14 protein-coding genes are annotated in these 21,324 nt (G+C 52.2%); 4 read left to right on the top strand and 10 right to left on the bottom strand.

Annotated elements, in window-relative coordinates:
* Positions 1-9: 9 nt before the first annotated feature.
* The 6 genes from DZC79_RS17160 to DZC79_RS17185 all read right to left on the bottom strand — a co-directional run bounded on the left by DZC79_RS17160 (position 10) and on the right by DZC79_RS17185 (position 9,083).
* Positions 10-1,461, bottom strand: a complete 1,452-nt coding sequence (locus DZC79_RS17160; protein WP_118952844.1) for a SusD/RagB family nutrient-binding outer membrane lipoprotein — start codon at positions 1,459-1,461, stop codon at positions 10-12.
* 43 nt (positions 1,462-1,504) lie between these two features.
* Positions 1,505-4,999: a SusC/RagA family TonB-linked outer membrane protein gene (locus tag DZC79_RS17165; RefSeq protein ID WP_118952845.1), complete on the bottom strand. Its 3,495-nt coding sequence runs from the start codon at positions 4,997-4,999 to the stop codon at positions 1,505-1,507.
* 55 nt (positions 5,000-5,054) lie between these two features.
* Positions 5,055-5,999 (bottom strand): FecR family protein, encoded by a 945-nt coding sequence (locus DZC79_RS17170; protein ID WP_118952846.1) that lies wholly within the window; start codon positions 5,997-5,999, stop codon positions 5,055-5,057.
* A gap of 46 nt (positions 6,000-6,045) precedes the next feature.
* Positions 6,046-6,582, bottom strand: coding sequence for an RNA polymerase sigma factor (locus DZC79_RS17175; RefSeq protein ID WP_118952847.1), 537 nt, complete (start codon positions 6,580-6,582; stop codon positions 6,046-6,048).
* A 356-nt stretch (positions 6,583-6,938) separates the two neighbouring features.
* Positions 6,939-8,324: a tRNA uridine-5-carboxymethylaminomethyl(34) synthesis GTPase MnmE gene (gene mnmE, locus DZC79_RS17180; protein WP_118952848.1), complete on the bottom strand. Its 1,386-nt coding sequence runs from the start codon at positions 8,322-8,324 to the stop codon at positions 6,939-6,941.
* Between the two features lie 57 nt (positions 8,325-8,381).
* The gene (locus DZC79_RS17185) at positions 8,382-9,083 is read right to left on the bottom strand and encodes a phosphodiester glycosidase family protein (RefSeq protein ID WP_118952849.1); all 702 of its coding nucleotides are present in this window, start codon (positions 9,081-9,083) and stop codon (positions 8,382-8,384) included.
* Between the two features lie 112 nt (positions 9,084-9,195).
* Here DZC79_RS17185 and DZC79_RS17190 point away from each other — a divergent pair, with 112 nt between their 5' ends.
* Complete coding sequence (locus DZC79_RS17190; protein ID WP_118952850.1) at positions 9,196-10,047, top strand: N-acetylglucosamine kinase; 852 nt, start codon at positions 9,196-9,198, stop codon at positions 10,045-10,047.
* Between the two features lie 244 nt (positions 10,048-10,291).
* Here DZC79_RS17190 and DZC79_RS17195 read toward each other — a convergent pair whose 3' ends face one another.
* Together DZC79_RS17195 and DZC79_RS17200 are read right to left on the bottom strand one after the other, a co-directional pair.
* Positions 10,292-13,336, bottom strand: coding sequence for a fibronectin type III domain-containing protein (locus tag DZC79_RS17195; protein ID WP_118952851.1), 3,045 nt, complete (start codon positions 13,334-13,336; stop codon positions 10,292-10,294).
* 173 nt (positions 13,337-13,509) lie between these two features.
* Complete coding sequence (locus DZC79_RS17200) at positions 13,510-14,325, bottom strand: hypothetical protein (protein ID WP_118952852.1); 816 nt, start codon at positions 14,323-14,325, stop codon at positions 13,510-13,512.
* Positions 14,326-14,456: 131 nt separating this feature from the next.
* Here DZC79_RS17200 and DZC79_RS17205 point away from each other — a divergent pair, with 131 nt between their 5' ends.
* The gene (locus DZC79_RS17205; RefSeq protein ID WP_118952853.1) at positions 14,457-15,338 is read left to right on the top strand and encodes a cyanophycinase; all 882 of its coding nucleotides are present in this window, start codon (positions 14,457-14,459) and stop codon (positions 15,336-15,338) included.
* A gap of 144 nt (positions 15,339-15,482) precedes the next feature.
* Here DZC79_RS17205 and DZC79_RS17210 read toward each other — a convergent pair whose 3' ends face one another.
* Complete coding sequence (locus DZC79_RS17210; protein ID WP_118952854.1) at positions 15,483-17,045, bottom strand: GH3 family domain-containing protein; 1,563 nt, start codon at positions 17,043-17,045, stop codon at positions 15,483-15,485.
* A 248-nt stretch (positions 17,046-17,293) separates the two neighbouring features.
* Between DZC79_RS17210 and DZC79_RS17215 the strand changes: the two genes are divergently transcribed.
* Together DZC79_RS17215 and DZC79_RS17220 are read left to right on the top strand one after the other, a co-directional pair.
* Entirely contained in the window at positions 17,294-18,100 is an 807-nt protein-coding gene (locus tag DZC79_RS17215; protein ID WP_118952855.1) for a universal stress protein, read from the top strand.
* Positions 18,101-18,294: 194 nt separating this feature from the next.
* Positions 18,295-18,558, top strand: a complete 264-nt coding sequence (locus tag DZC79_RS17220; protein WP_157977233.1) for a hypothetical protein — start codon at positions 18,295-18,297, stop codon at positions 18,556-18,558.
* Between the two features lie 96 nt (positions 18,559-18,654).
* On the opposite strand, the gene clpB is transcribed toward DZC79_RS17220, so the two are convergent.
* Entirely contained in the window at positions 18,655-21,276 is a 2,622-nt protein-coding gene (gene clpB / locus DZC79_RS17225) for an ATP-dependent chaperone ClpB (protein ID WP_118952857.1), read from the bottom strand.
* Between the last annotated feature and the right edge of the window lie 48 nt (positions 21,277-21,324).

Below are 21,324 nucleotides of genomic sequence, written 5' to 3' on the forward strand. Positions count from 1 at the left end.
TTGCTTTAATTAAGGTTTGTTCCACCATACTTTGATATTGATATCGTCACCTCCCATGCGATTTACGGCTTCGCTGTAGTGCGCGCTGTTCACCGATTGCACATATACCGGATACTTGAAGCGGGCCGGCATTTTGCCACCGTTCTGCACACCGGCGCCCAGGGGCAATACCGGGTGTCCTGTACGGCGGTATTCGCTCCACTGCTGGAAATCGGTAAAGAACAAGCTGTAATATTTCTGCACATGGATCAGCTCCATTTTCTGATCCATATTGCCATCTTCTGTCCAGGCGATGCCTTCCCTTGTCAGGTAATCTTCCGGCACTTCTTTGGCCCAAAAGGTAATTGCATTGGTCACACCGGTCTCATAATAATCTTTGGCCGGCTTGCTGATCATTCCTTTCAGCGCCGCTTCAGCCAGCAGGAACTGTACTTCCGCATAGTTCATAATATTGCCCATCAGCGGGTTGTTCTTCAATGCAGCGGGATAGGTAGACATCTGTTCCGGCACCTGGCCTTCAGCATAGCCGCTCGGCACACCCAGGTAAACGCCCAGTGAGGCTTCTGTAGCCCACAGGGCAGCGCGCGGGTCCTTCCACAGGTTCAGGTTGTTGACAAAAAATTCGGAGAGACTCACGGCGCCGTTAAAATCATAATCGCGGTAATTGTAAAACTCCGATATATAGGGTGGTGTGGTGGTAAAACGCAGCACAGCCGATTCGGCGTTACTTTTGATCATGGGGTAATTGACAGCTTCCGTCTCCGCGATCAGGGTAATGGTCGCGGCAGCATTCAGCTCGCTTTTATCCGACACACGCATCAGCAGGCGCAGATAGAGGGAATTGCCAAACTGCCGCCACAGCAAAGGCGCTCCCTGGTACAGGGGATCGGCGGCTTTCTTATCGGCGGCCACGGCTTTATTCAAGGCCAGGTAACGGTTAGCCAGCTCCAGCTTTACAAAGAGGTCGGCGTAAATATCCTGCTGCAGGTCGAAAGCCGGTTCATAGATACCGTCTTTCCCCTTTGCCGCTTCGGTATAAGGAACGTCCCCAAACATATCGGTCAGCTGTGAAGAAACCCATACGTCGCAGATCAGGGCGATACCCATCATCGTCGTATCGTTCACATCTCCCGCTTTCGCATACATATCGCGGAAGTTGTTCAGCTGCAGGTACCAGTTGTTCCACATGAAGTCGGATTCATTCGGCCGGATGAGATAACGGCCGATATCGTTGTTGTTGCTTAAGGGCACATGATCCTGCATGAGGATATTGTTGAGGCGCATCGCACGGCTCAGGTTGCCATTGACCACACTATACAAAGCGGGTGCCAGCAAGGCCTCGGGTGTGGCTATGGTCGAGGCATTGGGATTTTTATTGATCTCCTTGAAATCTTTGCGGCAGGCGCTCGTCATTGCGACGGCGCAAAGCAGCAACAGCACAGGAATATATGTATGTTTCATTGTTCTTGTATTAATAACGTTTGAAAGCCTGTTAGCATACCGGTCAGAACTCGGCTTTAATATTGAAACCATAGCTGCGGGTACTGGGGAATTGACCTATTTCAAATCCCTTATAGATCTGTCCGTCGCCCAGGGTGCCGAATTGCGGGTCATAGGCAGGCCAGTCGCTGAACATCAGCAGATCCCTTCCATAGAGGCCCACGACCAGGCTCCTTATCCCTGCACCCTTCAGCTTATTGCTGCTGATCTTATAGTCCAGCCGTACTTCCCGCAGCTTGATATAATCTGTGCTGAAGGTGTTGGATTCGATATTGGTCCGGTCAAAATGCGACTTATAATAGGTTTGGATGTCGGCCGCGATCACATCATTGGGCCGGTAGCTGCCGTCATCATTGCGGATCACGCCATCGCCCACGATGCCGTTGTACCTGCCGGGCAGGGTCTTGGTCAGCTTGCCCTCTTCGGCCAGCACCGAGTGCGTCAGGGAATAGCCTACACCGCCAAACTGCCCGTCGAACAGAAAGGAAAAGCGGAAATTTTTATAGGTAAATTCGTTGCCCCAGCTGGCGCGCCACTTGGGCGTGGTATTGCCGATATAAATTGCGGTATCGGTCCACAGCGGATAGCCGGATGCATCGTAAACGATCTTCCCATCGGGTGAGCGCTGATAGCCGATCCCATAAAGATCGCCCATAGTGCCTCCGGGACGGGCTTCAATGGTACCGCGGCCTGCAGGTCCCGCCGACATGATATAATTGGTCACACCTTCGGCCAGGTCAACGATCTTATTCCTGTTGGCTGCATAAGTTCCGAAACTGCGCCAGTTAAACCCGTCTTTCTTTTTGCTGACAAAGGGCTTTATATAAGCTTCGATCTCTATGCCTTTATTCTGCACCAGGCCAGCGTTCAGGATGGTCGCATTGTACCCGGCAGCACGATCGATCGGCACACTGATGATCTGGTTGCGGGTATTGTTGAGGTAAAGGGCTACATCCACTCCTACCCTGTTGCGGAACAAGCGCAGGTCGGTACCGGCTTCATAGCTGGTAGTGATCAGCGGACGCAGATCGCTGTTGGCAATGTCCGTAGGGTTGGCCAGGCCGGAAGGGAAGCTGGTAGGGCTATAGGTGTAAGCGGTAAGATAAGGCGTGGTACCACCACTACCCACCTGCGCCCAGGAGCCCCTCAGCTTCCAGAAGCTGACCCACTTCGGCAGATGCGCCATTTCTGTCAGCACACCGCTCAGGTTCACTGAAGGGTAGAAGAAGGAAGAGTGGCCATAGCTTTCAGGCGTGGCCAGCGTGCTGGTCCAGTCGTTGCGACCGGTTACATCAAGAAAAAGGTAATCCCGGAAAGACAGCCCAAACGTGCCATACAGGCTATTCACGGCATATTCGCTCCGGTAAGGCAGCGCCAGGATCAGGTTCTTGCTGTTGGCAAAATTATAGACACCGGGATAAAGCAATTGCTCCGCCCTCATCTCGTCGCTGATAAACTTGTTGTGCATGCGGCTGCCCCCCAATGAGGCATTCAGCACGAAATTCTTTTTGAATACCTTGTTATAGTTCAGCAGGAAATCATAATTCAGCTCCTGGGTAAAGATATTCTGGGTACGGTACATACCGCTGGCAAATTTCTGGCTGCTGAAAGGACGCTGCTGGGAACGTGCTTCGGAAGCCCAGTCCAGCGTGGTGCGGGCCATCAGGCTCAGCTCCCTGGTAAACTGGTAGTTCGCCGTAATGTTGCCGATCACATTGTTGCGGTTCACTTTATTCAGCATCTCGTTAGCGATCAGGTAAGGGTTATCCAGCAGACTGCTGAAAGGCCGCGTCTGCATAATGTTTTCCTGCCCCGGCGCCCAGTAATCTCTGAACCAGTCGAGATTGGCATTGGGCACCAGGCCGCGTATGAAATACATAATGGACTGGTTGTTGTATCCCGTTGTTGGCAGGTTGTCGCTGCTCTTGTTGGTGTAATTGATGTGCGTGGAGATCTTCAGCCGGGGGGTTACATACTGGTCCAGGGCCAGGGCTACCGTATTGCGGGAGTAACCGGTATTGGGCACGATCCATTTGTTGTCGAGGTTGGTATAGGATAAACGTGCGGTAGTCTTATCGCTGCCGCCTTCCAGGGTCAACGTATTGGTAAAGGTCCTGGCCGTCTGGAAGAAATTCTTCCGGTTATTTTTATAAGGTACCCAGGGTGTTCGCACCGAATCGGCAGTGCGGGTAACGGGATTGTACTGGAAATAGGACTGCCCGTCGAACTTAGGTCCCCAGGCCGAGCTGGTGCTGCGGGTGCTGGCGCCGTCGATGGTTTGCCCGTAGGAATACCAGGTATCGCTTCCATCTACCCCCTGCCCGTATTCGTATTGAAAATCGGGCCATTGCAGTATCGATTCAAAAGTGGTATTCGAGTTGAAGGTCAGGCCCAGGCCTTTTTGCTTTTTGCCCGATTTGGTGGTGACGATGATCGCGCCGTTGGCACCCCTTGCGCCGTACAAGGCGCTGGCCCCGGGACCTTTCAGCACCGATACCGACTCGATATCATCGGGATTGATATCGTTCAGGGAGGTACCGAAATCGACCGGAGAATCGCCGTCCAGGTAAGCGCCGCTGCCGTTGCCCGTGATCTGCCCGCTGCTGCCGCTGATCACCACGCCGTCGACCACGATGAGGGCCTGGCTATTGCCCGAAAGCGAATTTTCACCACGCAAGATGATCGCATTGGTACCGGCCGGGCCGCCGTTGGACTTCAGCATATTGAGGCCGGCCACTTTACCTTCCATCGTATTGGTCCAGTTGTTGGACATCGCATCGGTCACATCCTCATTATCAAGACGCGTCACGGAGTAACCCAGGGCTTTCTCTTCCCGCTTAATACCGAGCGCTGTAACCACCACTTCGTTCAGGTCGTTGGAAGCCGGCTTCAGCTTAAAGGCTGTAGCGGTGGTATCGCCGCTGCCGATCCTGATCTGCTGTACCGACAGGTCGTTGTAGCCCATATAGCTCAGCTTCGCTGTATATTCGCCCGGAGAGAGGGCCACCACAAACTTCCCGTCGACATCGGTCTGAACCGCTTGCTGCGCAATGCTGACAATAGCGCCGATCAGTGCTTCGCCATTCCTTTCATCGGAAACCCTGCCATAGAGATAGCCTTTGGACCTGCTTTGCGCTTTGTTCGCTGACAGGCGCAGCAGGATCACTCCATTGTTGATGGTATACTCCAAATGGTATTCCTTTTGCAGGGTTTTCAATATGGCTTCGAGCCGTTCTGCTTTGAACTCGCGGGGCGCTACATTGATTGCTTCAAAGTCTTCCCTGAGAAAGGAAAAAGAATAGCCGGTTTGCTGATCGATGCGGGAAAGCAAAGTCGCAAGCGATTGCGTACGCTCCGTTCTCAGGCTGATCTTCTCGCCCAGGTCCTGCGCCCGAAGGCCTTCCGGCCGGGCACTAAGCCCGAGGCCCAGCGACGCGCCAAAAAGCAGTGGCCGTAACCATGCCCTTTTTGGTAAGTTTAATGTACTTTTGGGATTCATTCATTTTTCAGTTTTCGGATTGAACAATGTGGACGTGTTGGCGCACGTCCTTTTTTTATCGGATATGGACACTATGGTTATCGATGGTGTATTGTAAATGGTTCAGGTAGCAAAGACTTTCCAGCATGTCTTTGAAGGCCTGACGGGGAAAGGAGACAGAGATATGCTTATGCCCTCCCCTTCGGTTGCGCCAGGTAACCGTATAGCCATAACGGGCGCACAGCTTTTCCACCACCTGCTGCAAAGGCATATCCGCGGCATAAAAACCGCCGCTGTTCCAGGAAAAATAAGGGCTCACGTCGGCCTTATACTTGCGCAACATCCGTCCGGCGGCAGAGCAGGCTGCTATTTCTCCCGGTTGCAATATCAATCCGGGAGCGGCTTTACCAGTCATTGTTATTGCTACCTTTCCACGAAGCAGGGCTACCTGTGTCGGTGATTGACGTGTTCCGGTCTCCACATTAAAGCAAGTTCCCAATACCTTGATATCTGCATCGGCAGTATGCACCACAAAAGGATGCGTGGCATCATGACGCACATCGAAGCTGGCTTCGCCGCTTAAAGAGACCCTTCTTTTATTGCCGCTAAAGTCGCTGGTCCATTCCAGCCTGCTGTTGGCGTTCAGCCATACGATGGTGCTGTCGGGTAATTGCACCCGTTTCAGTCCGCCGGGGCCGGTTACTGCGCTATACATAGCCGCTGCACTTTCGCGGTGCAAGTCAGGCCTGCCGGGAAAAAAGAACGCGGTGCGCGCGAGCACGACCAGGATCGCCGCTGCTGCGGCCCATTTCAGGGCTGTAAAGAGAAGCTGCTTTCTCTTGCCCGGGTAATGCTGCCGCAGGAATTGCATTTTGGAAGCTTCTGCCCATGATGGTTTGTAGGCCTCATCTCCTGATCCAATATTATGGTACCAGGATTCCAGCAGGGTCTTTTCGCCAGGTGTGCATTCGCCGTTGAGGTAACGATCCAGCAGCGCCTTTGCTTTTGGGTTATCGGTCATCAATAAAAGAATAACCGGCAGGTGCAGGATGTTAACCTTTCCGGAGTTAAGAAATTGTAACCAATGGAAGGGCAGCCGTCAGGATCAATACCACTTCGGGTTTCCGCGCCACGGTTTTGCGCAATTGATCGAGCGCACGACTGTACAGCACCCTGGCCGATGCCGGGTCCATATCGAGCAGTTGCCCGATCTTATCATAGGAGTAGCCGTTGTGGATGCGTAGGGTAAACACACGCTTCAGGGAAGGGGATAGTAAGGTTACGGCGTGTTCGGCCAGCATTAGCCGCTGATCGGCATACTGCTGCTCGTCTTCACTGTCGCCGATCTCGTGCAACAGATCGTCGAGCTGCTGCAGCTGCACTTTATAGCGACCGGATGAGCGGTAATAATTGAGAATACCGTAGCGCAGCGCATGCAGCAGGTAGAATTCGATCTCTTCGTTCTGCGGTACGGTCTCCCATTTTTCCCACACGTTCAGAAAGACTTCCTGTACCATATCGTGGGCCTTATCCCTATCGGCCGTTTTGGCGTAGGCGATACGGTACAGTTTCGGCCACCAGGCATCGACCAATGTATTGTACATTGATGTCTTTCCCCGTAGCCGTAGCGTCTCTTTCAATTCTATAAATGGTAAACACCGCAAAGAAAGAACTTACGTTTTACGTAAATGTTAAGAAGTGAAGAATGACTGAGGCAAAAGGCTTTCATTTAAATTGTTTGCGACACACACGAGGGTGCGTGCCGGCAAGGCTCAACCCAAAGGCACCATCATTTCCCAGTCATCTCGCCCATTCTAAAATTTAATCTCTGTCATTTTCCCGTAGTAACCAAAATCAACAGAAAAACCGATACTATCGGAAAAGAAAACGCTGCTATAAGCAAATATAGCAGCGTCGAATATGCGAAAACAGTAAGAAAACGATACTATCTGTAACGTAACTATTTCCCAATACAAAACTTCCCAAAAATCGTTCCTAAGATATCCCTGTCCACTTCCACCTGACCTGTAATCTCGCCGAGGTAGTGGAGACAGCGGCGCACGTCGAGGGCCAATAGTTCGCCGCTGATATGGTTGTCCATACCGGCTTCTATGTCTTTCAGGCATTCGGCCACTTTGAGCAGGGCGGCATGGTGACGGGCATTGGTCACGATGGTGTTCTCGGTATTGAGCTCGCCTTCGCTTACCAGGTTGTAGAGCTGCTCTTTTAGCTGATCGACGGCCCTGCGGTTCTTTGCAGAGATGAACAGGATCTCATCAACCAACCCCGCGAATTGCATCCGGGCTTCTTCCTCGCCCTGCTCGTCGGTCTTGTTGGCGACTAAGAGGTAACGCAGGCCTTCGCTGCGCAAGAGGTCGCGTTGCTGTACCAGCTCCTCGGGCGTGGTATCCTGCACATCGAAAAGGTAGACGACGACATCGGCGCTACGCATCTTTTCCAGGCTGCGTCCTACACCTATCTGCTCGATCTCGTCGCTGGTATGCTCGCGGATGCCGGCAGTATCGATAAGGCGGAAGAGCAGACCTTTGATGTTGAGCACTTCTTCGATGGTATCGCGTGTGGTGCCGGCAATATTGCTCACAATGGCGCGTTCCTCGTTGAGCAGGGCATTGAGCAGGGTCGACTTACCGGCATTGGGCTTACCGATAATGGCTACGCTCACACCGTTCTTGATCGCATTGCCGAGGCCAAAGGAAAGAATAAGCTGTGTGGTAGCGGCTTCCAGCTGATCGATGAGGCTTCGGAACTGGCTGCGGTCGGCAAACTCCACATCTTCTTCCGAAAAATCCAGCTCCAGCTCGATAAGCGCGGCGAAGTGGATGAGCTGCTCCCGCAACTGCTTCAGGTCGCTGGAAAAGCCGCCTTTCAGTTGTTTCAGCGCTGTTTGCTGCGCAGCAAAGGAGTCGGCGGCGATAAGGTCGGCCACGGCCTCGGCCTGCGCGAGATCCAGCTTGCCGTTAAGGAAAGCACGCTGGGTATACTCGCCGGGATGGGCCAGCCTTGCGCCGGCCTGGATACAGGCTTCCAGTATACGTTGTAAAATATAGGGGGCGCCATGGCCGCTGATCTCCACCACGTTCTCACCGGTATAGCTGCGCGGTCCATGGTACAGCGATACTACTACCTCATCAATCTCGGCGCCATCAGCTGGCGATACGATGCGACCGAAGTGCAGCGTGTGGCTCTGCTGTGCCGCCAGCTTCTTGCCTTTGAAGATAAGATCGGCGATGGTGATGGCTTCGCTGCCACTGAGGCGGATCACCCCTATGGCGCCGATGCCGGGCGCGGTAGCGATGGCTGCTATGGTCTGTTCGTTGGCTATCATACGATACAAAGGTACGCCGACCATAGCAAGGCGCCAATGCCAGACGGCTGCATCTATCTATTCTATTGCCCCGATAATGACGCCGAAATAACCGTCGGTCTGCAGCCAGCTCATCGCAGGCAGGTAGGTTCGGGAGACGAAGCCATCGAGGAAAAGCGCATTGCGACAGCCTTTGCGCAGGAAATATTCGGCAAAGTCGTTGAAGCTGACTTCTTTTTTCGACATAGCGAACAGCATACGCCCGTCGGGCAATATGCCCACACCGTTGCGCACATTCAGGTTTGCGGAGCCTTTTGTAAAAGCTTTATGGATTTTTCCCTTCACCACGAGCATGGGTCCCGATTGGGTGGCATAACGGATATCCTTACGCGGTATGAATTCGTTAGTAGTACAAACAAATCCCTTTCCATCATTGGTAATATAAAAGACACCATTGGGTGAAAGGTAAAAATTACCGTAGCCTTTCCTGGTGTTCCGTGTTTTCAGGGTCTTGCCCTCTTGTATAAAGAGCCCGAGCGGGTTGCGGTCCTCCATATACATTCCACCGTTCATGGCGAAGACCAGCTTTTGCTTTTTCGCTTCGGTATAGGCTTTAAGCCGTCCCAGGCTACCGATCGGCCTGCCCTGATCATCCTTCCAATAGAGCTTCAGCTGCTGCCCAGCAGAAGGCGTAAAGCTGATCATTTCTGCATCGGAGATCCGGGCGTGGACCAGCAATACCTGCAGGAGCAGGAAAAGCAGGCTAAAGCTTTTGTACATAGGGAGCAATTGACATTAAAGATAAGTCAAAACATTAACGAATTAATTTAAAGCAAACTTTTGCGGGATCAAGAAACATGCTTTACCTTTCCTTATTCAAATCATATCAACGATGTCATCCATATTAATTGCCGATAGTGGTTCCTCTAAAACCGACTGGAGCCTGATCGGGAACAATAAACGTGTAAAACATTACCAGACTTCGGGCCTGAATCCTTTTTTCAGAACGGAAGAAGATTGCCATCGCCTGCTGACGGAAGAGCTGAAGCTGAACCCGGCGAAGGAATCGATCGACCGCATCGTTTTTTACGGGGCGGGTGTGAAAAGCAAGAAACAAGCTTCTTTCATCGAGAATATCCTGAAGAAGCATTTTAGAGTAAAGCAAGCTGAAGCGCATTCCGATATGCTGGCAGCGGCCCGCGCTACCAGCGGTACGGAAAAAGGCGTTTGCTGCATTCTGGGCACCGGCAGCAATTCCTGCTTCTACAACGGCAAAAAGATCATGGTCCAGAACCCTTCGCTCGGCTATATCGTGGGCGATGAAGGCAGCGGCACTTACCTGGGCAAAAGGGTGTTGCAGTATTTCTTCTACAACACCTTTGACGACGATCTCAGGGAGGCCTTCCGCAACAAGTACGGCGATGATCTGTCGGATATCCTGCACAAGGTTTATAAAGATCCCCTGGCCAACCGCTACCTGGCTTCTTTCACACAGTTCCTTATTGAACAGCGGGGCCATTATATGGTGGAGAATATTATCGAAGATGCGTTCATCGATTTCCACCAACGCCATGTGCTCAAGTACCGGGAAAGCTGGAAATACCCGATCCACTTTATCGGCACGGTGGCTTATGAGTTCCGCGATATTATCCGGAGCCTGCATGAGCAATACGGCCTGGAAACAGGACATATCTTCAAGAGCCCGCAGGAAGGGCTGATCAAATACCATAAAGCGGAGCTTTGATAGAGAGCCGGGGCTGTAGAGCCTGCCAACCGTGATGTCTGCCTGTCTCATCGGACATAGATAATGATTTCCTAAAGCAGCCCTTTAATAAATTCATTTTCCTTTTGTTCTCTTGGCCTTGATGCAAAAGAACAAAAAATCAAGGCCTCTGCCCGCTTAGGCGAGTACTGCTCACTTAACAGAAAAAGTGCCAAAAGGCCGCTTCCAGAAAGGAAGCGGCCTTCGTGCAATCAGGACTTTAATTTTATTTGGTGATCACCAGCTTGGCTGTGTACAGCTTGCGCGAATGGATCTTAATGATGTAGGTACCTGCAGGCAGATCCTGGTGCAGCAATGAAAAACGGTTGTTGTTGATGTTCTTCGATTGGTAGATCATTTGCCCGCTGATATCCAGGATATCGACCTGGTCGATGGGATAAGGCGATTCGATCACGCTGCGGTTGCTGCTCTTCACCGGGTTGGGATATATGCTTACGGTATTTTCACCCTGCTCGTTCTGATGGATCTTCACAATCCTGGAATAGGTTTCTTTACCATCGGCAGCGGTCATCTTCAGACGGTAGTAATTCTCACCTTTTGCGGTAACATCGTTCATGTAGCTGTAATGGCCATTCAGCGAAAGATTGACGCGGGTGTTGTAGATATCGCTGTAGGCTTTGCCGTCGGTGCCATGCTGTAAGGTATAGCGTTCCAGCGGGTCTTCTCCGGCTACCTGCCAGCTCAGCAGGTGCGACATACCTTCTACCTTACCGCTGAAGTCGAGCAGGTGCAGGGGCAGCGGGTCGCCCACCATTTCAAAAGAAACACGGTTGGATACCTCGTTATAAGAGTCGTTGGTAAACAGCACCAGGAAGTAGTTACCAGCCTGCTGCGGCATATTGGCCTGGGGAATGTCGCGGTTACCATTGGGCTGGCCGTCGATATAGGTATAGCTCAATAAGGGATCGGAATTGGGATCATCGCCTTCGTTGAAGATACCCAGCCAGTCTTTGGGATTGCCGGGACCATCGATCCAGGTAGCCGAAATGTATTCGCCCAGGTTGTAGGTACTCTTGTTTGTCGTGAGGGTAGTGATGGTGTCGCCTACTGAGAAGTAAGTGCGCGGACCGCCCTCGAAATACTGGTCGCCGAGGAGGTAGACGGCAAAATAATATCCTTTGCCCAGTCCGTTCACGTTAAAGGTACCGGAAGGTACGCTGGTACCCGCCGTGCCGGAAGGCGTAGCCGTCGTATAAGCCCATTTAAGGGACGGCGTTGCGCTGCCGGGCACCATACCGATCTTATAGATGCCGATCCAGTCTTTGGCCAGGGCCGGGGCATTGCTGAAGCTGACCGGTACTGTTTGTCCTACATTATAATTGGCAAGCGTGGTGCTGAGCTGGACCGAAGGGCCATAGTAGAAAGGCTGGCGGGGAGCACCTTCCGTATAGCCGCCATCGTTGAAATAGGCAGCGTAGTATTCACCGGGCTGGCTGAGTGTAAAGTTCTTGGTCCCGCTGGTAGCGTTGGTATAACCCCATGCCGTGGAGTTGACGGATCCGGGTGTCTGGCCTTTCTTATAAATGCCGATCCAGGCCTCGGGATGCGGAGAGCCGTTGGTAAAGGTTGCATGGATCGTTTGGCCGGGCAGATAACGATTTGTATCCAGGACCAGGGCCGGGTTGACCACAACACTGTTGTATACCTTAAAGGAATCGATTGCTGACCAGGCCGACCAGCTTTGGTTGCGGTCCCGGTGACGCAGCCGTACATAATGCCAGCCATTGGGTATAGAACCGACGGGCAGGGTATATGCGTTGATATCTACATCCAGGTTCTGGTCTTTGGTCGTATCGGGCGTGGCGCCGGGCACCACGCCGAAAAGGTCCTCATAATGACGGTAGCTGGCTTTTTCCGTTGCATTGAAGCTGCGGTCAAGGGCCACCTGGAATTCGGTCGAGTTCAGCTGCTCGCCCGAGGGCGATGAGAAGGCCGATCCGGTAAAGGTTAGCGGCAATTGCAGGGAATCAGGAAAAGTGTTGGTAATGGAAGGTGTAGCAGGGATGGCATGGCTGCGGTAGCGGTGGAAAGAATCGATCACCCTGTTGTCGAGGTGCTTGTAGATGCTGCCGATCGAATAGGTGGTCACGTCGATGTTATCGTTCACCATATCCAGGTCTACCAGCTGGTAAGCCCAGTTGGAGATGGTTTTTTGTACATCGTCAAAGTTCTGCTCGGTAGCCATGCCCCAATACTGATCCCAGGCGGTGCCGCCCGAAATGATATTGTAAGCCGGCACATCTTTCATTTGTCCGCGGGCATAGAGGTGGTGGTGCGCGCCTACATGCAGGAAGAACTTGGGCGACTGCATGGCATAAGGCACTACCGAATTGCGGATCCAGGGCGAAATATCGCCTACGTACTGTTCGGCCTGGTAAGGGCGGTGCGCGATGGTAATGATCCATTTTACAGAAGGGTCGGCAGTGGCTGTATCGATCACCTTCTTAATCCAGCTGAGCTGGTTACCGCCTGTGTTTTCGGTATTCATATAGGCGATCACAAGACTGCCGGCCTGGAAGGCGTAATAGTCTTCGGTACCGGAGTAAATGCCTTTATAGTTCATGCTGTCGAGCACGAAGTGATTGTAGTAAGCCTGCATCTGCAGCGTACCATAGGTTTCGTGGTTACCCACGGCCGTCTGTATCGGCAGGTATGGCGACAGGTAACGCGATTTGGACAGATGCACATTCTCGTAGTGATCAAGGGTACCCACATCCACCTGGTCGCCGAGGTTAAGGATAAAGGAAACCGAATCGTTGAAGTTGGGGCCGTAGAGCTCTGTCATTTTTCTTTTGGCCGACATCATCAGCGAATCATAACGGGGCTGTGCCTTGATCTGGTTATCGCCCAGGATAAGGAAACGCAGTCGCCCGCTGGCATTGGGCGCAGCGCCGGGTACTGGAAGGGTACGAAAAGAGCAGACATTGCTGGAATCATTATCGCTCACGACACGGTAATAATATTTAGTCGCCGGCTGCAGATCGCGCAGCTTAACGGTGTGGTAAAAGTAATTGTTGTTGTAGCCGACATCGGTCATCGTTTGCGTGGTGCCGGTAATGGTAGTGGTCAGCGCCACAGGATCGGTGCCGTAACGGACAATGGGGTTCACAGCAGCACCGGTTTTCCAGTTGACCACGATCGAGCCGGGAGTAATAGCCTGCAGGTAAGGGTCTATTGTTTGTGCCCCTGCAGTAAAGGGGAAGAAAAGCACACTGCAATAGAGCAGCAGCTTGTGTACATATTGGTTCATAACCTATTGTTTACAATTGCGCGCAAAAGTAACCGGCCAATGTTGCCTTCGGGTTGATTTTTTGTTACGAATCCATTACTTCCGTGTTAAGAAGCTATATAACACGGAGAAGGGCGGCCGCTGTAGCGACCGCCCTTCTCTGCTCCTTTATGACTAAATCGTTATGATCTGCTTCAGGCGTCGATCCTGATGGTTTTATGAAAGGACTTTCCTTTTTCATCGGTACCCGATATCTGCCACTGCACATTGTCCAGCTGGATCTCGCAGGGTTCATCATTGGCCGAGCGGGTCCTCCTGATCTCCTTCATCCAGCTCTGTATCGTGCGGCTGTTGGTACGGCGTTTGCGCAGCTCCCGGTCTGCAGCATTTTTTATTTTGTTGTTGTTGACCTGGGCGAAGCCGACATTGTTAAGGCCGGTCAGCGCAAAGCTTTGCGCATCGCCGCTGCGTCCCGCAGATAGGTTAGCCCAGCCTGAAGTGTACAGGCCCAGCTCACGCAGATCGACAGTGCCCAGGGACGATTTCAGCACCAGGCGGGACTGGTACCGTTGCTTTACCGTTACATTCCTACCTCCATAAACAATCAGCTTTGAAGCGCCCAGGCGGCCCGATTGCAGGCTGTAGGTAAGGCCGCTTTCCTGCACAGGATTTTGCCTGCGGGGTTCCTTCAGCTTCAGACCGGCCAGCACTACTTTAGCACCACCGAAATCGATCCCCTGACCTGCCGCCTCCGGCTCCTGGCGGGCCACCGGCGTGCTGTCTTTTGCCGGCGCAGCCTTCTGCGGCGCCTGATGCGGCGTATCGGCCGGCTGTGCACGGCGCGGCGCGATATCGGGCACGTCATCCTTCAGGTATTGAGAGTCCGTCTCGGTAATAATGGTGCTGGAATCGCCCAGTACAATAGGTCCACGGTTGCGGCTGCCGTTATTGCTGCCGCAGGATCCCAGGAACAACGCCAGGGCAGTGATATAAATTGTATTGGTTTTCAATGTCGGTCAAAATTTGCGCTAAGGTACTATTTGTAAGGTTTTCCACAAATGGTGGATAGCTTTAACCCCATTTTACCTTCGTTTAGCCATAAAAGCGATACCTTTGATATTATTTTTTTATTAACACGAGTATGAATATCAAAGGCATCCTGGTTTCGGTTGGCGGCGCAGAAGACAAAGGCACAGACCTCGAAGAAGGCGTCATCAGGCGGAACAATCTTAATTTTTTTGAGATCGGCATTTTGAAAACCATCACAGGCCTGCTGCAAGGTCCCGAGAGCCGTATCGAAGTCGTAACTACAGCCAGCTCCATTCCCGAAGAAGTAGGACAAAATTATTCAGATGCCTTTGCCAAACTGGGCTATCACAATGTAGGGCATCTTGATATCCGCGACAGGGAGGATGTGCACAAAGAGGAATTTATCCAGCGCGTCAAAGACTGTTCCTGCCTGATGTTTTCGGGAGGCAACCAGCTAAGGCTTTCTTCCATCTTCGGCGGCACCGAGATCCTGGACATCATCCGTCAGCGTTATGAAGAAGAGCATTTCGTGATCTCGGGCACCAGCGCCGGGGCGATGGCCATGAGCAATACTATGATCTACGAAGGGAATGCTGCCTTGTCCCATCTTAAAGGCGAGGTAAAAATAACCACAGGGTTGGGCTTTGTGCAGAATGTGATCATCGATTCCCATTTCGATAAGCGCGGTCGTTTTATGCGCCTGGCGCAGGCAGTAGCCGCCAATCCCGGTGCGATCGGCATCGGGCTGGGAGAAGACACCGGGATCATTATCCGCGACGGGCACCAGCTGGAGGCTATCGGATCGGGCGGTGTGATCATTATCGACGGCCGCAGTGTGGGGTACAACAATATCGGCGACGCCGAATTCAACCAGCCGATCTCCGTAGAGAACCTTAAGGTGCACATCATGGAGAAAGGTAATGCTTACGACATCAAGACCCGCAAGTTTGAGCCTACCCTGGCCGAGCTGGAAGCCGCTACGGTAGCGAAATAAGCAGAAAAGCAAATTAAACATACCGGCAGTCTGTTTTTACGTGGGCTGCCTTTTTTTGTCTTTAACAGAGGTAACAGGCCGTCTAAAACCAAATAAGCGCTGCCCGGTCTTCCCACGGCAGCGCTTATTTTCCTCCGGCTTGCACTATTTATTTGTCACATTGCTGCTCATCTTGTTCCGGTTCTCCTCAAGAAAAGCTTCCCAGTCGCTCAGCTGCTTTCCTTTCATCACCCTGGGAAATTTATTCATGGCGCCGAATTTGCCGGTATGCCGCAGATAGTCGATGAATACCGAGGTGGGCAAGATCTCAACGAATACTTCTTTCAGCGCCGCAGTACGCTCAACGGCGTAGTCGTCGTTGATGCTGCAAAGCGTCTCATCCACGATCGCCTTTACGGCAGCAGCATCCACAGGATCGTCGCAGCCGATAAACCATTTATGGGCGAATAAATTTTCGTAGGGAAAGCCGGCTACGGTAAATTCTTTAATCTGCACTTTCAGCTGGCGGTTCACCTCGTCGATTGCTTTATTGAGGTTGTCGACAGAAGTATGCTCTCCGCAGAGGCTGAGGAATTGCTTGGTGCGGCCGATGATTACGATCTCGTGCTCTTTCACATCGGTAAAGCGCACCACGTCGCCGATCAGGTAACGCCAGGCGCCGGCGCAGGTGCTCAGCAATACCGCATAGGGGGTATCGGGCTTTACCTCGTGAATAAAGTACGTCTTCGGATGGCCGATCAGCTCGCCGTTATCGTCGAAGTGCTCTTCATCGAAGGGCACAAACTCAAACAGGATACCGGCATTCAGCACCAGCTTGATGCCCGGCGCGCCGGGCCGCGCCTGGAAGCCGAAAGAGCCTTCGGAGGCCATATAGGTCTCGATAAAGGTTACCGGCTGTCCGAACAGCTTTTTAAAATTTTCCCGGTAGGGCTCAAAAGCGACGCCGCCGTGGATATAAATACGCAGGTTAGGCCATATGTCGTGGATTGTATTGAGCTTATAAGTTTTGACGATCTCTTCCAGCACGATCTGCGCCCAGGCCGGCACGCCGCAAAGGGTACCTACGTCCCATTTCGGTGCGTTCTTGACGATAAGCTTTATCCGTTCTTCCCATTGCGGGTTGCGGGATATCTTTTGCCCCGGCTTGTAAAAAAAATTGGACAGGAAGCGCGGCATATTTTTAGCGCTGATGCCGCTCATATCACCTTCATAGTAATCGCCCTGCTTCATCAGCGAAGTAGTGCCGCCCAGCATCAGCACGCCTTTTTCAAAAGTGCCCGAAGGAATATTGAAATTGGTCATGCTGTAAAACTGCTTGAAGCCTACTTTTTTTGTCGAGCGGATCATGTCCTGCGTAACGGGGATATGCTTGCTTGCCGACTCGGAGGTGCCCGAGCTGAGCGCGAAGTACTTTACTTTACCGGGCCAGGTCACATTTTCCTGACCTTCGAGGCATTTGTGCCACCATTGGGCAAACATGCTGTTGTAATTGTGGAGGGGTACCTTTTCCCTGAATACTTTTTCCCAGTCCAGCGATTCCGAAAGCATAGCATCGAAACCGTAATGTTTGCCGAAAGCGGTGTATTGTCCCCGTTCCAGCAGGTAACGTAAGGTGCGCATCTGGTATACCTGCGGTGAGGCGACCTTAATTCTGAATTGCCTGCGTATTCTTAATGATCGCGAAATGAGATTCCCTAATAGAGCCATGAATAATCGGGTATAAGTCCTGTGGGTTTATATATGCTTAACAGACCGGCAAAAATAAGTTATTTGTCGCGGCACCGCTCAATAACACCGGCAGCCCGGCAATGTTCATCTATTTTTAACACACTTTACCAGCAACAATTTCGTACTTTTCAATGTATTACATGCAACGGTCCTTTGTTATAGCATAGGGCCTGGAACAAACTTTCACAAAAGCATTCTCCCTTTTCACTTCGTATCCGGCCACCGTCATGAACAAGATCCTTTTAGCCACCGACTATTCGCCAGCTGCGCAAAATGCCGCCGCGTATGCCCTGGAACTGTCAAAGGTGATAAACGCCTCACTGGAGCTGCTGCACGCCTATGTCATCCCTTTTGCCTATACCGACAGCCCTGTGCCCCTGCTGAACATCGACGAGATCCAGAAGATCGCTGAGGAAAGCATGGAAGCGGAGCTGGCCCGGCTGCGGCGGCTGGCGCCCGACCTGCAGATCCATTCCAGAATATTGCCCGGCGACATTACCGACTGCCTGGCCGAGATTATCGAAGAGCAGCCTCCTACCCTTATCGTTATGGGTACCTCGGGCGACGCGCCGGATTCCATACTCTGGGGCAGCATGGCCGTGAAAGCGCTGCGCAACCTTAAAGCACCGGTGCTGGTAGTTCCCGACCAGGTACAATGGGAACCGGTACGCAAGATATGCTTTGCAGCAGACTACGACCAGGTTTCGGAGCATACACCGGCGGCAGAAGTGATCAAATGGGTGCGGCAAATGGATGCCAGCCTGGATGTGATCCATGTAGACAAACCGGAACAAGCGGTAACACCACCTTTAACACTGGTACAAATGCTGGAATCCCTGCAACCACAATACCACGCCATCATCAACGAGAATATAGAAGGCGGCGTTTCCGAGTTCCTGCAGGAACATGCCATCGGTTGGCTGCTCGTAATTCCCCGCAAATACGGCTTCTTTGAAAACCTGTTCCACAAAAGCCGTACCAAGCAGCTGACAAGGGTAAGCAATATACCGGTGCTGGCCCTGCACCAGGAATAAGCGGGATACAGAATATTCAGATGCAGGAACCAGGATTGCAGATGCAGAAAAAACAGGATTGCTGCGCTTGCCGCAAATAAACTCAGGGAAAAAACAACCTCACTGGAAAGCCACACGATCGTGTGGCTTTTTCGACTACTGCAGGTTTTCTGCGGTGCTGCGCATTAGCTTTGAAGCGCACCAAACAATTAATGATGAAAAAGACAAACCTTTCCCTCAAAAAGCTCAGGCTGAGCAAGGATCATATCGGCAGCCTGGAACAGCTCAATGCTACCGGTGGCCTTAATGCCACCAGTGCCGGATGCCATTCCGTAAACTGGGTCTGCGGCTCTTATGACACCAATTGCTTTTCGGCCTGCCAGGGCGGCTGCGATCAGTCCTTTACCTGCGGCGATACCCAGGCCGTGGATTGTACAGGCTCTACTGTTTTTTCGGTCAATTGTTCTTTTATCTGCTAAACGCAACGATCAAAAAGCCGCTCCCGGTTGATACCGGAAAAAAAATCCCCCGGCCTTACTGCCGGGGGATCATTTTATATCAAAACCTATCTTTCTTTACGCCTGCTGCTGATGTTCCGCTTCATTGCGCACCACTACGACACCATCGAACACATCGATCAGCACTGGCTTTGATTTATCCAGCTCACCGGAAATGATCTTCTTGCTCAGCAGGTTGATAATATCTTTCTGGATCAGCCTTTTCAGCGGCCTTGCACCGAATTGCGGATCGAATCCCTGTTCGGAGAAGTAATCCAGGGCATAGTTGGAAAACTCCAGCTGCAATCCCTGCTGGGCTACCCGCTTCTTCAGGTCTTCCAGCTGTATGCGGATGATACCCCTGATCTCTTTCTTCATCAGAGGATGGAACATGATCACTTCGTCGACCCGGTTCAGAAATTCGGGGCGCAGGGTCTGGCGCAGCAGTCCCATTACTGCATTCTTGGTCGACTCTACTACAGCGTCTACATCATCCTCTTCCTTGATGCTGTCAAAGTTTTCCTGGATCAGATGGCTGCCCAGGTTGCTGGTCATGATGATGATCGTATTCTTGAAATTCACCACCCGGCCTTTATTGTCGGTAAGCCTTCCATCATCAAGCACCTGCAGCAGTATGTTAAACACATCGGGATGCGCTTTCTCGATCTCGTCGAGCAGGACTACGGAATAGGGCTTGCGCCGTACCGCTTCCGTCAGCTGTCCGCCTTCATCGTAGCCTACATAGCCGGGAGGCGCGCCTACCAGGCGGCTTACGCTATGCTTTTCCTGGTATTCGCTCATGTCGATACGGGTCATCATGCTCTCATCATCGAAGAGGAATTCCGCCAGGGCCTTGGCCAGCTCGGTCTTACCCACACCGGTAGTGCCCAGGAAGATAAAGGAGCCGATGGGGCGCTTTGCATCCTGCAGGCCGGCACGGCTGCGGCGTATGGCATCCGCCACCGCTTCGATCGCTTCATCCTGCCCTACTACGCGCTTGTGCAATTCTTCTTCCAGGTGCATCAGTTTTTCTCTTTCGCTCGTCATCATGCGCTGCACCGGTATGCCGGTGGCACGGGCTACATTCTCTGCTATATCTTCCGCATCCACTTCCTCTTTCAGCATCCGCTTATCGGAGAAGGCATCCATTTCCTGGGTCAGCCGGGTAATCAGCTCTTCCTGCTCTTTCACTTTACCGTAGCGGATTTCGGCTACTTTACCGTAGTCGCCGTCCCTTTCGGCTTTCTCCGCTTCCAGCTTCAGGTCCTCGATCTTCGCTTTGGCTGCCTGTATCTTTTCGGCCAGCTCTTTCTCCTCCGTCCACTTGGCCTTGAACGTGTCGCGTTCTACAGAGAGATTAGCGATTTCGGTAGAGAGCAGTTTCACTTTATCTTCATCATTTTCCCGCTTGATCGCTTCCCGCTCAATTTCCAGCTGGCGGATACGCCGGTCGAGCTCATCCAGCTCTTCCGGCATGGAATTCATTTCCAGCTTCAGCTTCGCCGCGCTCTCGTCGATCAGGTCGATCGCCTTATCGGGCAGGAAACGGTCGGAGATATAACGGCTGGATAATTCCACGGCAGCAATGATCGCCTCGTCCTTGATCCGTACATGGTGGTGCGTCTCATAACGTTCTTTCAATCCGCGCAGTATCGAGATGGCATCTTCTTCGCTGGGCTCATTGACCATTACTTTCTGGAAGCGGCGTTCGAGCGCTTTATCCTTTTCAAAGTACTTCTGGTATTCGTTCAGGGTGGTGGCACCTATCGCACGCAGCTCGCCACGGGCCAGGGCCGGCTTCAATATATTGGCGGCATCCATAGCGCCCTCGCCACCACCGCCGGCGCCGACCAGCGTATGGATCTCGTCGATAAACAGGATAATAGCGCCATCGCTCTCGGTCACCTCCTTAATTACAGATTTTAAACGCTCTTCAAATTCGCCTTTGTATTTAGCGCCCGCGATCAGCAGGCCCATATCGAGCGAAAAGATCAGCTTCGATTTCAGGTTTTCGGGCACATCACCGTTCACTACGCGGTGTGCCAGGCCTTCTACAATAGCGGTTTTACCCACTCCGGGCTCCCCTACCAGGATAGGGTTGTTCTTGGTACGGCGGGAAAGAATATGCAGGGTACGGCGTATTTCCTCATCACGGCCGATCACAGGATCGAGCTTGCCGTTCTGCGCCATTTCATTCAGGTTCTTGGCATAGCGCTGCAGGGCGTTGAAGGTGGTTTCCGCAGTCTGCGAGTTCACCGTACCACCTTTGCGCAGGTCTTTGATAGCAGCGATAAGCGCTTTTTCGGTAAGGCCCGAATCTTTAAGGATCTTGGAGGTCTCATCATTACCCCTTAATATAGCCAGCAACATATGCTCCACGCTTACAAATTCGTCTCCGAATTCCTTGAGGGCCGCGCCGGAACGCAGAACCACGTTATTGGCGTCGCGTCCCAGCATCTGTCCGGCATCGCCGCCTGTTTGTTTAGGCAGCTTAGCCAGACTTTCATCAAGCCGGGTATGGATGATATTCAGGTTGGCATTACTTTTTTTCAGCAGGAATTCGATAGGTCCGTCCTTATCCTCCAGCAATGCTTTTAATATATGCCCGGATTCAATAGCGGGGTTCCCGTTATTAAAAGCTTCCTGCTGGGCCTGCTGCAGCGCTTCCTGGGCTTTGATCGTGAAATTATTCAGATTCATTTGTCAATTTTTCCGGTTAATAATAGGCGGAAGGCGCAGCAATAACAA

Source organism: Taibaiella helva (assembly GCF_003545695.1).
Classification (GTDB): Bacteria; Bacteroidota; Bacteroidia; order Chitinophagales; family Chitinophagaceae; genus Taibaiella; species Taibaiella helva.